This is a genomic window from Gammaproteobacteria bacterium (genome assembly GCA_013214945.1).
In the GTDB taxonomy this organism is placed as follows: domain Bacteria; phylum Pseudomonadota; class Gammaproteobacteria; order Enterobacterales; family Psychrobiaceae; genus Psychrobium.
The window spans coordinates 1-13,935 of record JABSRT010000032.1; the positions used below are offsets into that span (position 1 = coordinate 1).

The 13,935-nt window shown below is 42.9% G+C and carries 12 protein-coding genes; 5 read left to right on the plus strand and 7 right to left on the minus strand.

All coding sequences use genetic code 11. From position 1 onward, the window contains the following. The 4 genes from HRU23_18420 to HRU23_18435 all read right to left on the minus strand — a co-directional run. Positions 1-382 (minus strand): alcohol dehydrogenase catalytic domain-containing protein (locus HRU23_18420; GenBank protein NRA56119.1); only part of this gene is annotated, 382 nt, incomplete at its 3' end. Between the two features lie 8 nt (positions 383-390). Then, positions 391-909 carry a TetR/AcrR family transcriptional regulator gene (locus HRU23_18425; GenBank protein NRA56120.1) on the minus strand — a complete coding sequence of 173 codons (519 nt, stop codon included), beginning with the start codon at positions 907-909 and terminating at the stop codon, positions 391-393. A gap of 214 nt (positions 910-1,123) precedes the next feature. After that, a complete protein-coding gene (locus HRU23_18430; GenBank protein ID NRA56121.1) occupies positions 1,124-1,996 on the minus strand; it encodes a LysR family transcriptional regulator in 873 nt (290 codons plus the stop codon). A 156-nt stretch (positions 1,997-2,152) separates the two neighbouring features. Then, the gene (locus HRU23_18435) at positions 2,153-2,659 is read right to left on the minus strand and encodes a hypothetical protein (GenBank protein ID NRA56122.1); all 507 of its coding nucleotides are present in this window, start codon (positions 2,657-2,659) and stop codon (positions 2,153-2,155) included. Between the two features lie 160 nt (positions 2,660-2,819). On the opposite strand from HRU23_18435, the gene HRU23_18440 reads away from it, so the two are divergent. After that, the gene (locus HRU23_18440) at positions 2,820-3,371 is read left to right on the plus strand and encodes a TetR family transcriptional regulator (GenBank protein NRA56123.1); all 552 of its coding nucleotides are present in this window, start codon (positions 2,820-2,822) and stop codon (positions 3,369-3,371) included. A 64-nt stretch (positions 3,372-3,435) separates the two neighbouring features. Here the strand turns inward: HRU23_18440 and HRU23_18445 are convergent, their stop codons facing one another. Continuing rightward, complete coding sequence (locus HRU23_18445) at positions 3,436-4,362, minus strand: homocysteine S-methyltransferase family protein (protein NRA56124.1); 927 nt, start codon at positions 4,360-4,362, stop codon at positions 3,436-3,438. Positions 4,363-4,718: 356 nt separating this feature from the next. Here HRU23_18445 and HRU23_18450 point away from each other — a divergent pair, with 356 nt between their 5' ends. Both HRU23_18450 and HRU23_18455 read left to right on the plus strand, forming a co-directional pair. Continuing rightward, positions 4,719-6,323, plus strand: a complete 1,605-nt coding sequence (locus HRU23_18450; protein ID NRA56125.1) for an ABC-F family ATPase — start codon at positions 4,719-4,721, stop codon at positions 6,321-6,323. Positions 6,324-6,710: 387 nt separating this feature from the next. Further along, positions 6,711-7,958: an EAL domain-containing protein gene (locus tag HRU23_18455; GenBank protein ID NRA56126.1), complete on the plus strand. Its 1,248-nt coding sequence runs from the start codon at positions 6,711-6,713 to the stop codon at positions 7,956-7,958. 49 nt (positions 7,959-8,007) lie between these two features. Here the strand turns inward: HRU23_18455 and HRU23_18460 are convergent, their stop codons facing one another. Both HRU23_18460 and HRU23_18465 read right to left on the minus strand, forming a co-directional pair. Then, positions 8,008-9,024: a putative transporter gene (locus HRU23_18460; protein ID NRA56127.1), complete on the minus strand. Its 1,017-nt coding sequence runs from the start codon at positions 9,022-9,024 to the stop codon at positions 8,008-8,010. A gap of 3 nt (positions 9,025-9,027) precedes the next feature. Continuing rightward, positions 9,028-11,811, minus strand: coding sequence for an insulinase family protein (locus HRU23_18465; protein ID NRA56128.1), 2,784 nt, complete (start codon positions 11,809-11,811; stop codon positions 9,028-9,030). A 252-nt stretch (positions 11,812-12,063) separates the two neighbouring features. Here HRU23_18465 and umuD point away from each other — a divergent pair, with 252 nt between their 5' ends. Continuing rightward, positions 12,064-12,477, plus strand: a complete 414-nt coding sequence (gene umuD, locus HRU23_18470; protein NRA56129.1) for a translesion error-prone DNA polymerase V autoproteolytic subunit — start codon at positions 12,064-12,066, stop codon at positions 12,475-12,477. Continuing rightward, entirely contained in the window at positions 12,461-13,720 is a 1,260-nt protein-coding gene (locus HRU23_18475) for a Y-family DNA polymerase (GenBank protein ID NRA56130.1), read from the plus strand. Before umuD ends, HRU23_18475 begins: the two co-directional genes overlap by 17 nt. Positions 13,721-13,935 lie beyond the last annotated feature (215 nt).

Genomic DNA, 13,935 nt, shown 5'->3' on the forward strand with positions numbered 1-13,935 from the left:
GGCTTGCTAATAATTTGCCATCAATTTCACCGAGGCATGGCTCAACTAATACCCGTTGACCAATCCGGTGACTGTCGACATTGTCACCGACGGCGACTATCATGCCGCAAATATCTGCTCCTTGAATCCGGGGTAGTGTTAATGCATTACCTGCCCAACCTGCATCTATTTCACTACTATCTCCTTTGGAGTACCACGCTATTCTGGTGTTAATATCGGTATTGTTAACACCGGCGGCAGTAACCCTGATCAGTACTTCGTCAGCATGAGGCTTTGGTACTGGGATGTCGTTACGGTATTGCAGCATTTCAGGGCCACCATGGCCAATCAGTTCAATGCCGATCATCACACTTGGCAGTTCAGTTGAAATATTGCTTAACATAACAGTCATTATTGCTCCTTTTCTAACAATTGTAATAGTGTATTTTGGGCTGATGTTACCGCTACGTGACCTAACAGCGGCCATGCACTGGAGACGCCTTCATGCAATACAAAAATAGCACTGGCGAGATCTTCCCTTTGACTTAATAAACCTAAAAGCTGGCGAACTTGTTCTTTATGTTCAGTGACAGCACCAAGAATTAACGGGTCACCGGGAAAGGCGGCAATAGCGTTCATCGACAGACAGCCATGAGGAGCATTTTCTTGCAACCATTGCTCAAGTTTATTAAAAATGTAGTAAGCACTATCAATGCCGTTTACTGGGGCGTCATTGCGTAAAAAGTCTAGATACCTTTGGTGTCGATATTCCAATGCACCAGCAATCATTGCTGCTTTAGATGGGTAATATTTATAAAGAGTCCGCAAGCTAACATTACAGGCCGTTTTTAACTGCGCCACGTTGGGTTGGGCGAAACCCTGTTTACTGAACGCCTGTTCAAGACTGGCGGATATCTGTGCTTTTAACATATTAACCTTCAGGTAGAATAAGTCCTCTACTTGAAGGTAGAGGGATTGTTATACTCTGTCAATAGTTGTGCTAGTTTAATCAATAATAAGGCAACTGCGCACAACAAGACCTCACCATTAATTCGCTAAAATCTGCTCTTGTGATAGCTGTTTTGAACGACAAGATACTGTGGCAAAATGCTGATAGCTAAATAGCAGTTAACGTTTGATTAATTTACCGCCATTGCTTGCTAAGCAGCGCTCTGATCAATTGATAGCGCGCAGGTAATATTCGATGTTTTTTGCTAATAAGATACACGGTTTCATTAATGGGCGTGGCTAATTTAAAATTGCCGATTAGCGCCAGATTTGCAAATGCGTCGAGTGATGATTTAGGAATAACCGTAAAACCTAAGCCCAGTGATACGGGCAATAAAATTTGGCTCAGCTGATTGATGTAACCAGATTGAGGGATTGACTCCATACCGACAAATTGGTCCTTAAAATTCAACTCTAACACCCCAATAGCGTAATGGTGTCCGTCAGGATGATTAATAAAACCCAATTGCATTAAAGATTGCCAGGTACAGTCGGCTTGCGCTGGCAGTGCTAAACACAAAGTGTCTTCACCTAGTCGCTCTTGCACCAATTTAGGATCATTAGTTGACTGCGTAATAATGCCGATATCAGCTTGGTTTGTTTTAACCCTTTCAATAATAGCGGCGTTAGGCGCAGCCTCAACGCTTATCCTAAGCTCACTAAATTCGAGCTGCAACTTAAGTAACTCAGGATATAACTGCATCGCCATTGAACCAGAACAAGCCAGTTTACAATCTCCGGCGTTAAGCTCGTCACCGGCTATTGTTTGCTTTAGCGCCAATTCGGCTTGTGATAACTGCAATCCGTACTGCAATAAGCTCTCACCAGCACTGGTTAACTCAAACTTTTTACCAAAGCGATTAAGCAGTGCTTTGCCAACCTGATGTTCAAGTTTTTTGATGTGCTGTGTGACACCAGGTTGAGTCATGTTTAATAATTGCGCGGTTTGGGTGAAATGGTTTGTTTTTACCAAACTCATGAAAGTGCGTAAAAAAACTGGATTTATCATAAATAAAAGTTATCAGAGTGCTTCATATTGATAACTTATCATTGATTGTTGCACATTGGTATATGCAGATCTTTTGATCTGACCATAATTGAACTGACAATAATGCACTTAACTCTCGTCATGCCCGGGTAAAATTACAGTGCTGATATTAGCGGCTTAAAAGTTAAATTTAGCAGCAAACTGGTGCCGTGCTAATGAACTGCAAACAGCGCCAAGACGCATAACCGCATCAATTTGTTGATCGCTTTGATTTGAAGTTTTAAGGCTGTCAATATGCGATCGTAAGCAAATGTGGCCACCATTCATTAATGACACGACGACACACGCATAGTGATATGCCAGTTCGTTGTCGATATTAAGTTGCGACAAAGGTCTGAAGTTTAGCTCTGTTAAACTCCCCCCAGCTCGAACATCGACAAACTGGCGCGACAAGAAGTATGGATTGGTCACACCCATGCGTGAGATAGCCAATTGAATCGCGCGTAATTGCCGGTCATTTGGCGCGCTTACACTTTGCGCCACCAACTCGACCACATATTCGCTTTGTGAGTTAAGTGCTGCAGCCCAAGCACAATAGATAAGGCTTTCATTATCCAAACCATGGCTTGTTGTAAGTAGCGAAACGAGCAGGTCTTTTTGATCGACAATAACATCAGATGTCATGATTTTATTCCTTAATTTTTTTATCAATTATGTAATAATACGAATTACACAAGTCGGTGTAATTCATGTTATTACTTTTTTATTAATATTTGCAAGGTATTTTTACACCAAGTTGTGTAAAATGATGATTCAATCACGCCACCGCACTGGAATTTTAAACATGAGCAAACGAGAAAGTCTAATCACTGGTTTTTTAGAGTTAGCCGCTCAGCGCGGCATCGCGGCGGCTGGCGTCGACACTATCGCCGCTCATACCGGAGTATCGAAGAAGACTATTTATAACAACTTCGGCAGTAAGGAAGCCTTGGCGATTGAATCACTGGTTAAGTTTAGCAAAGATGTTCAAAGTGTTTGGGCCAGTGAGTGGCAGACGATTACCAATAGAAATGACCTATTACTTGCCCGCTTTACAGAGTTAGAAAACTTGATTAAATCAGGTGGCTTCTATGGTTGTATCTTCATTAATACCGCAAAAGAATACCCTGATCACCATCATCAACTCCATGTGATTGCCACAGCGCACAAGCAGGCATCATTAGCCGAAACGAGCAAACGTTTAGCGATGCTACAGCTTGATGGCAGTAGCACTGCAGTTCATATCGAGTTGCTTTATGAAGGGCTGATATCAAAACTATTGGTCGAGCAAGATTTAAGCTTAGTCGCTCAAACCAAACAGATAATTATTAGTATATTAGCTGATAAATCTTTGTGAATGGAATTGAGCCAGCCGTTCGATATGATGCTCAATTGCTGGCTGGTACACGTTCATCCGCAAGTCACTTTAGCGCGACCAGTTGTTTAATGTGCTCTGGTGATATGCCGCAACATCCCCCGACAATTGAGGCCCCAGCATCAATCCAAGTCGCTGCCAGTTCACGGTATTTTTGTGGTGTATTATCGGCTCTAATTGCACAAACCCCATTGTTCGCTTGGTGATCATCATCAATGACCGCAAAGCTGTTGGCATAGACGCCTAATTGAACGTTGTTTGCCAGCCCTTGTGCTTCGATTGCTCTTTTTGCTGATAACAGCGCCGCGGTCATTACTTCTGGACGGCTGCAGTTAAATAATATCGCGGTCACATTTTGGCCCGCGATTTCACTTACTGCACTATAAACAGACTCGCCTGAGCGCAGCGTGGGTTCGATTTCAACTTGATCTGTCACTGTAAATGCAATCCAGCTCGGCTTGTTAGTGCCTGCCGTGCAGGCTTTTATCATTGCCGCTTCTGCAATTGACGATATGGTTTCGGCTAACCAAAAGTCGACCTCTGTTGCTTGATTATTTATCATCACTTCAACTAAAGGTTTAGCTTGGCTTACCGCAAACAAGTCGGGACGATATGAACCTAATACAGGAGGAATACAGCCAGCCACTAATACGCCAGTACTTTTACCAGAACTTTTAACCGAGCTTTCATCGGCGCATTGGCGTGCTAATTGCGCTGCTCGTTTAATTAACTGTGCGCCGTGGGCGTTAAAACATTGCTCACCTAAATGAAAAGGCACTATCGCGTAAGTATTAGTGGTAATTATCTCAGCGCCAGCGGCTATAAAATTGCGGTGGGCCTCGCTAACAAAGTGTGGCGCTTGTATTAACGCTAGAGCCGACCATTGCGGTTGCTGAAAAGGCGCGCCCATCCGTTCTAGCTCACGCCCCATGCCGCCATCAAGAATGACGGGTAATTTAAACTGCATTTTCATCTTTATATTTCAATCTACTATTTATTGGGGCCAGATTAACCGCAAGATATTGGTGAAGCAACCACTACAATGATTATATTTCTCTTCTAATATACCGATTGATTATTTTGTGACTAAAACCAGACCTGCTGTTTTTCGGCCAGCCTAGCTCCCCAGTGTAATTTGTCCGAATTTAGCTTGGTTTCGATGTTATCTCTTGGTTTTATCGCTCCTAATGTGGTTATTTATTACTCAGCTCGCAAATATAATGGTTATCGCTCGACACCACAGCACAAACTCTTTATAGTGCCGCTTTTTCGTTGTTCACATTAACTGCTGCCATTGGCTGAAATTGCCAGGCAACTAGGAATAATTCTTTGATATCTACCGCAAACATCACCATGCAATTTGGCGCTGAGCCATTATTTGAAAACATCTCTGCTCAATTTGGCCACGGTAACCGTTATGGTCTAATTGGCGCCAATGGCTGTGGTAAGTCAACGTTTATGAAAATATTGACCGGTGCCCTCACCCCAACCTCTGGCAATGTCTCGATTACGCCTGGTTTTAAGGTTGGTACCTTGAGTCAAGACCAATTTGCGTTTGAAGAATTTAGCGTCGTTGATACCGTCATTATGGGTGATGTTGCGCTGTGGAAAATCAAAGAAGAACGTGACCGCATTTATGCCATGGCTGACATGTCTGAAGAAGACGGCATGCGAGTTGCTGAGTTAGAAAGCGAATTCGCCGAAATGGACGGTTACACCGCGGAAAGCCGCGCTGGTGACATTTTAATTGAAGCGGGTATCGATGAAGAATATCACTTTGGTTTAATGAAGCAAGTTGCTCCGGGCTGGAAAGTGCGAGTATTATTAGCACAAGCTTTATTTGCTAACCCAGAAATTTTGCTGCTTGACGAACCAACCAATAACTTGGACATTCACACCATTAACTGGCTAGCCGGAGTGTTGAACCAACGCAAAGCGACCATGATAATTATTTCGCATGACCGTCACTTTTTAAACTCGGTTTGTACTCACATGGCCGACATGGATTATGGCGAGCTACGCGTTTATCCGGGCAACTACGAGTATTTCCTTGAAGCATCAAGCTTAATCAGAGAACAGTTACTGGCAGAAAACACCAAGAAAAGTGAAGAAATTGACGAGCTGCAAGCTTTCGTTAATCGTTTCGGTGCCAATGCTTCTAAAGCGAAACAAGCGAGTTCTCGCGCTAAGAAAATGGATAAAATCAAACTTGATGAGGTTAAAGCATCAAGCCGGATGTCACCATCACTTAGCTTTAAAGCGTCTAAAACTTTGCATCGCCAAGCATTAGTCTTGGAAGAGCTAAGCCATGGTTTTGACGGTGATAGCTTATTCAAAGATGGTAACCTTATTTTAGAAGCCGGTGCTAAATTGGCTATTATCGGCGAAAATGGTGTGGGTAAAACTACCTTCATCCGTTGTTTAGTCGACGAAATAGCGGCTAATAAAGGTGTTGTAAAGTGGTCTGAAAATGCCAGTATTGGTTACTGCCCGCAAGATAGCAGCAAAGATTTTGATAACGATATGACAATTTTTGATTGGATGTCATTATGGCGTACCCCTAAGCACAATGATTTGATCGTGCGAGGTCTGTTAGGCCGATTGTTATTCACCGCTGACGATACCAATAAAAAAGTAGCAAGCTGTTCGGGTGGTGAAAAGAACCGCTTGTTGTTTGGCAAGTTAATGATGCAAGATATCAATGTCTTAATCATGGATGAGCCGACCAACCACATGGACATGGAAGCAATTGAAGCATTAAATAACGCCCTTAAAGATTACGATGGTACTTTGATCTTTGTTAGCCATGACCGTGAATTCGTGTCGTCATTAGCAACCGGTATTATCGAGATAAAAGAGCAAGAAGTGATTCATTTCAAAGGTTCTTACGATGAGTATTTAGCAAGTCGTGAAATGGCCTTGCAAGTAGCTTAGCCATTACCAATAAGCCCCTCAACATCGCAACAGCGTTAAGTTGAGAAGGTCTTAAGGCTCTCTTTTTAAGAGGGCCTTTTTTAGCACTGTACTTTCCCTGCCCTAATACTAGTTTGTACCGATTAGCCATACCATTGATTATGCATCGGATGGCGCTAGCCGTCTTACCTCTCAGCCGTTTTGGTTAAAACCAACCCAATTCCCGTATGTTTTTAATACTATAATGCTAGTAAAGGTATATTAATTAATCTAGTATTATTAGATAACCTGAGTACCGGATAAGCAAAGAACTCAGGTTCGATATGATTATGCCCGTGGAAATGAAAATTTGTTTTCGTATGCTGTGTTAACTTATTCATGTAATCAATTCACTGTTACAGGTTGTCTATGTTTGTTTATATTGCACGACAAGCTATTTTGAATCGGCGTCAACAAGTCATGGCGTACGAGTTGTTTTTTCGGGACGGCCCTGAAAATTTATTCCCGAGTGATATCGACCCTCACGAAGCGACCTCAAAACTGATTGGCCGTACTCATTTTACCAAAGGAATTCGTCCTATTACGTCAGGTAAACGGGCGTTGATTAATTTTTCGCAAGAGTCTTTACTCAAACGACTGCCATTGCTGTTACCACCCGAAGACATTCTGATTGAAATCCTCGAAACAGTGCACCCGACCAATTCTGTTTATGCCGCCTGCGTCGAACTTTACCGTGCTGGGTATAAACTGGCCTTAGATGATTTTGTTTATCAACCGCAATGGCAGCGGTTTTTTAAACTAATTTCCATTATAAAATTTGATATTTTGGCTACACCACTCGATACCATTGCCCCACTCGTCATCCAACTGCGTAACAACAGTAATATTAAATTACTGGCTGAAAAAGTAGAAACACGAGCGCAATACCACCAGGCGATGGAGTTAGGTTTTCACCTATTTCAAGGCTACTATTTTTGCCAGCCCGAGATGCAGCGGTCCAAAGCCGTTGAATCGAGTGAACGATTAATGTTCTTATTATACAAGGAAACGTTGAACAGCCAGCTTGATTACCAAGCGATTAGCGATATTTTACAGATGGATTCGAGTCTAACGTATAAGTTGTTGTGCTTTATCAATTCCGGATGTTTCCCATTAAAACAGCATATTACCAGCGTAAAACAAGCACTAACATACTTAGGGGAGACTCAAATTCGCCGATTAATGTCGATGTTTATTACTGCGATATTAGCCAATGACAAGCCTGCTGAATTAATCAAGATGAGCATGATTCGGGCTAAGTTTTGCGAGTTAGTGATTAAAAAAGTCGCGCCAGCACTCGCCGAGAGTGCGTTTTTAACCGGGATGTTCTCTTTGCTTGATTCAATTATTGACTTGCCGATGGTGCAAGTATTGGAGCGGGTTCCGGTGCCCGATGAAATTATTGAAACATTGCTCGATGATCAAGACATTTCGCAAACACCAATAAGTATGGCATTACGTGCCAATAAGTTACTAGAGTCTGGCAGTTGGCATTTAACCGAACGCGAGGCACATAAATTACGGATTAGTTTTAAAGTGCTCAGTCAATTTTACCAAGAAGCCATTGTGTGGTCAGAGTTTCTCGGTCAAGCTGACACTGAATATTCGGTCAAATAAATACCAAGCTAAGCCTACCATTGTCGATAGGCTTAGCTGATTTAACCTCCTATAATGCGCTAGGCTGGTCCACAATATTTTCGTCTAGCGGTTGTGGCTGTTCTATCAGTTGTTCGAACGCTTTTAAACGTTTATATACTGACATTAATTCAACAATGGTTGACCAACTAAACACTAAGTAATGCAATGAGCCTTCTACTTTACCAAAAGCCCTAATAATTTGCTGCATGGTGCCAAAGGTTATAATGCCTGCCACGATGGTCGGCGCCAACATGATGTACGGCATAATCGAAGAAAACTGCAAATACGAAATCTTAAATAAATCAAAATACAAGTAATGGCGATACATCGTTAAATAATTGGTACGTACATCAACAAACAGTTCCGCCATCGACTGCGGTTTAGCCCGGCTAGAGTCGTCTTCTCCAAGGACTAACTCTTTACGCAGCGATGCTTCGGCTCTTTGATTATTAAATTCAAGTCCCGGTAGTTTGATCCCGATTGCCGCTAACAATACAGTGCCGAACATCGCCGAGATAATCGCAACATAAATCAACACATGCTCAACTTCACCAAAAAATGGCACCTCTTTCACTTGCTTACTTAGCTCCCACAACAATGGCTGAAAGGCGAGCAATGTCATAATTGAGCGTAAAAAAGAGACGCCCAGTCGCTCGACAATTTGAGCAAACCGCATGGTGTCTTCTTGCACGCGTTGCGATGCCCCTTCAATGTGACGCACCTTGTCCCAGTGTTGCATGTAATAGCTATGCATCGCCGTGCGCCAGCGAAATACGTAATGACGAACAAAAAATTCAAGTAATACCGCAACGACAATGAAAACTGCCGATATTTTACCAAAGACCCACAGGTGGCCCAGTAAGTCCTCGACCGTGACCGTACCAGACTGTGACAGTGCTTGTTGAATCGTATTATAGAAATCACCAAACCATTCATTAACTTGCAAATCTAACTGGACCTTGTACCAAGTCGCCAGCAAAATAATTACACTGCCGAGCCACGACCATACCTGCCACTGCCTAGCTAAAAAGAAACTACGAAACATATTTTATTTACCTTGTGATTTTTGTGGCAAGCCAACAAAAATTGCTTGTTTAGAAAATGGGATTATTTGTGTTACTAATTTGCTCATCCGCTGCTGATTAACCTGTTGCTCAAGACTTAGCATTGAACGTAAGTAATCTGGGCCATCGTAGCGCTGGTAGCTCAGCGCTAACCGGCGTAGCCAAGTATTAGGATCTTGCAACCTGAGCTGCTCGGCGAATTTAATGTCTTGTTGAGTGCGGGCAAAGTTTTCGTGTGGCAACTGGGTAATGAACTCAGAAAGCACTTGCTCATAGGCATTGATCATTTCGTCGACTCGCGCAGGAGCGGTGGTAAAGCTGGTGGTGCTGCGCAATGTATTGTCTTTGTCTAAACGTACTTCAAAAGCGAGCGAATAAATTCCGCCTAACTGATGTCGCAGTTTGTTTTTAAGTGCCTTTTGCAGCATCGGGTTGAGGCTTGAGATCAAAAAACTGTCTTCTGGTTGCCAGATCATTGCCGATTCAGCTTTAATTGTTACCGTCGACTTATATTCATGATGCATTGGTTGTGAGGCAATATGACGCCCGCTGGGTAAATTACTTTGGTAGCTATTCAAACTGGCTTTACGCGTAATTGCGCCAAGATAAGGCAATACTTGTTGTTCAATTTGTTGCGGTTTAAGCTCACCGACGATAAACAAAGTAATAGGCTGCGCTTGTAACTGCCTAATCGCGGTGACGAGCTTATCTAGGGTTAAATTATCTAAATCGGCTTGGCTTGGAGTTAAGCCAGAGACAGTACCCATTAATCGCTGCTGCACACTTGCTGCTACCGACGGCTGTTTAACTGAACTGACCAATGCCGTTTTTAATTCGGTTAGCGCATTAGGTTGCAGCTGCCATTGGCTTTGCTGCGCAAAATACGACTTCATTAAGGGCAATAGATTATCTGATGACGTTTTTGCGGCGAGATCAAGCGTGGTGGTGGTTTGAGCCCACTGCCAATCGACATCGTTTTGCTGTTGCCATAACATTAGTTGACTATTTTCAGCAAAAGGAAGATCGGCCTGATGCCATACTTGCTTGGCCGTTTGGGCCAGCCATGGGCTTAATCCGTCGTTATAATAACCTGCTTGTGATAACGCCTTGAGGTAAAGATCATTGCTAGGCGTTGCTCTATTTAACCATACAACCTTATCGCCATTGGCCAAATTCCACTGTGTAATACCATCAACTTGGTGACTGTGTTTGCTTAACACCCGTGCATTAGGTAAGCGGTAAGCCGGCCAATCGAGCTTAACTGGCGCAAGCTTGACTGGCTTGAAACTTTTTCGCTTAATTGGTGTTAATGCTATCAACTGTTCTAAGCTCACCTGATGGCGTAATTGCTCAACCTCGGTTGCCGTTGGCAACGTGCGTATTACCCCGCCCGGTAATTGATAAAACAAAAACTGATCTGAGGCGCTAAGCAGTTCAACCAATCGAAGATTTAATGACGCTAAGCTCATTTTGTCGATCCAGTCTAAAGTTCTCGCTGATTTTACCGCGTAATCTTGCACTACTCCCTCTTGCATTACCGCCGCAGTTAACTTGTCTTCCCATGTCTTAAAGTCACGATTTGGGATAGTAATTCGATTGCGTGCAACAGCTGCTTTAGCTTTGAGTTTTAGTGCTTCAAACTCAGCGCGATTAAGCCCGTTACGTTTTAACCTTGCGACTTCGCGCAGCACCACTGCAAGACCTTGTTGATGATCGGGTGTTTTTACTGAAATAGCCGCAATTAAACGCTCTTTCGTTGGCTCGCTAAACTTAAAATGCACCGATGAAATATTGTCTTGGTATAACTTGCGACTCGCTTGAACCTGCGGCCGAATGAGTTTTCGCAAGAAATAATTTTGTAATCGTTGGTATTCGCCTTCAATGTTACTTTTTGGTAACAGCTCATTACGAAAACCCAATGTCACAGCGGAGGTTGAGCCTTGCGAGTCTTGAACCTGACCAATCACTAAACCTGGCGTTAAAGGTAGCTTGACATAGTCTCGATTTGGTACCGGTTGTTGCTGGGCACCAAAGTGATGTTCAATTGCAGCGACCAATTGCTGGCGTTCAAAATGACCGCTGGCGATTAACGTCATATTGCCAGGGACATAAAAGCGTTGATAAAAGTCGCGAATTTGCTCTATTGTCACGGCTTTAATATCTTGCTGCCATCCAATAGTTGGGCGGTCGACGTAACGAGAACCATTTCTGACCAGTACCTTTTTTGCGGTATTAACACGCTCAGCAACACCTTTACCGCGGCGCATTTCTTCTAAAATCACCCCACGTTCTATTTGCCAGTCGGCATCCAACAGCTTAGCGCCAAACGCTAAATCACTGAGTAATGCGACCGACTCTGCAACATTAAGTGCGTCATTGGGCCGAGTCCGAACCATATACTGAGTTTCTGTCTGGCGGGTTAATGCATTGACCTGCAGTCCTGCTTTCCAACCTATATTATTAAGCAAGTGATGAACATCTGTCGGGTGAGCTCTATTTGCGCGAAAAACCATATGTTCAACAATGTGGGCCATACCACGCATTTCATCATCGACCGAACCGGCATTAACCACCAAGCGTAAATTAAACGGATCGGACTGATTAGGACTTGGATAAATGAGATAACTGAACTGGTTTGATAGCTCGTTATGAATAACATTAGGCGCCCATTGCAACTCCGTCGCCTGAGTTGAACAAGATAAAATAAGCCATAAGCTAATCAGCTTAGGTCGCTTTAAAAGCTTGTTACTAAAAATAAAAAATTGCACACTTACTCCATTACTTACCGCACGAATAAGATCAATTCGTACTCGTATTATCGTTTGTGGGTATATTACTAGGAATAACACTCACTGCAACTCAATTTCGATAATCAATAAACAGTTGTTTAAAAAAGTTTCTACTCAGGCAGGAAATTACCGAATTGTGGCCCTGCTTGATATTAACGATTGAAAATTTAACTTGAAATCTAGCATCAATACCTACTAATATGACTGTATACAAACACAGTGGTAATTATTTTGATAGTAACTCCAATACTGATAGAGGCGGGAATTAGCGGTTTTGAATCGCCAGCGGCAGAGTATAGCCAATTAGGATTGAGCCTTGATCAACTGCTAATCGACCATCCCCAGGCGACCTTTTTAGGATTAGCCAATGGCGACTCGATGAATCAAGTGGGCATTTATCATGGTGACATATTAATTGTTGACCGTGCAGTCACCCCACGACATATGGACGTGGTCGTTGCAACCTATAATGGTAACTTTAGCTGTAAACTATTTGACGAAAACCAGCGTCGTTTATTGTCGGCCTCTGAGCATTATCCGCCAATTAATATTGGTGATGGTGATAGTTTTTTAATTGAGGGCGTGGTGATTCGCTCAATTCGGTGCCACCGTGCCAGCAGGTTTAGTGATGTATGCACTGATTGATGCCAACTCATTTTATACCAGTTGTGAAACGGTGTTTGACCCACTTATTCGTAACAAGCCTATTATTGTATTAACCAATAACGACGGTTGTATTTGTGCGGTTAACCGCTTAGCCAAAGAGCTTGGCATTACCAAGTTTGTGCCTTATTTTAAAGTAAAAAAACAATGTCAGCAGCTTGGCATTGTTGTTCGCAGTTCTAACTATGAACTGTACGCCGACTTGTCCGCTAATATGATGCAGGTGATTAGTCGATTTTCTGATGATCAATACATTTACAGCATTGACGAATGTTTTTTATATTTCAATAATTATCAAAGCGTTATAAATAACTTTAAATCGTACGGTCGTCAAATTCGCCGCACCGTATATCAAGAAACCCGCTTACCCGTTTGTGTCGGCCTTGGCCCTACCCCCACGTTAGCCAAGGCGGCTAATCACGCCGCCAAATCATCAAAACAATATGCTGGCGTTGCAGTGATTGACAATGAAAAGATTCGCCGGCAGATCTTAGCAGCAATGACTGTTGATAAGGTGTGGGGGATCGGTCGTAAACTAACGGCGAAACTTAACGCCACCAATGTTTATACCGCGCTCGATTTAGCCCGGCTGCCCCCCAAATTGGTTCGGCAAAGCTTTAGTCTTGATATTGAACGAACCGTGCGAGAGCTCAATGGTGAAACCTGTATCAGCTGGGATCAAGTCAAGCAACCGAAACAACAAATATATTCAACCCGCAGTTTCGGTCAACGTGTTTTTGAACAGACTCAATTACGTGAGGCATTGTGTCAACATGGCGCTATTGCGGCAAAAAAATTGCGGCAGCAGCAAAGTTTAGTTGCTACCTTAATGATTTTTGCCGCGAGCTCTCCCTTTGACGAACGGCCAATTGTGCGTAAAAAGCTCCACCGTTTTGTGGTGCCAACCAATGATACTGGCGTGATCCTAGCGGCGATTAGTGATGCTATCGCGACTTTATTTATCGCTGGTGTGCCTTTTTATAAAGTCGGAGTTGGTTGTCTTGAACTAATTGATGAGAAATATTGGCAGCATGATCTGTTTGCGACCAGCAATGATAACCCTAAATTAATGCAGTGCTTAGACGAAATTAATGCCCGTTATGGCCGTGACGCAATCAAAAATGCCGCGCAGGGATTTGAACACAAATGGGCAATGCGAAGAGAGTTTTTGTCGCCAAATTATACCAACGATTGGCGGGCTTTACCGAAAATAAACTGTCAGTGAATTTAGGGGCTGGCATGACGAAATTATCACCTAATTTCGTCTAACGTACTCGACACCGAACGCTACTTCGGTGAACATGCTGCTTAAGTTTGCTTTATCAAATATACACCCTTTCAATTAATTACGAGCATAGCAACAGTTTAGGTGAACCGAGCCAACGACATTGGTTAATATCTATTGTGTTTTTTCAAAAACAGATAGCATATTATTATTCT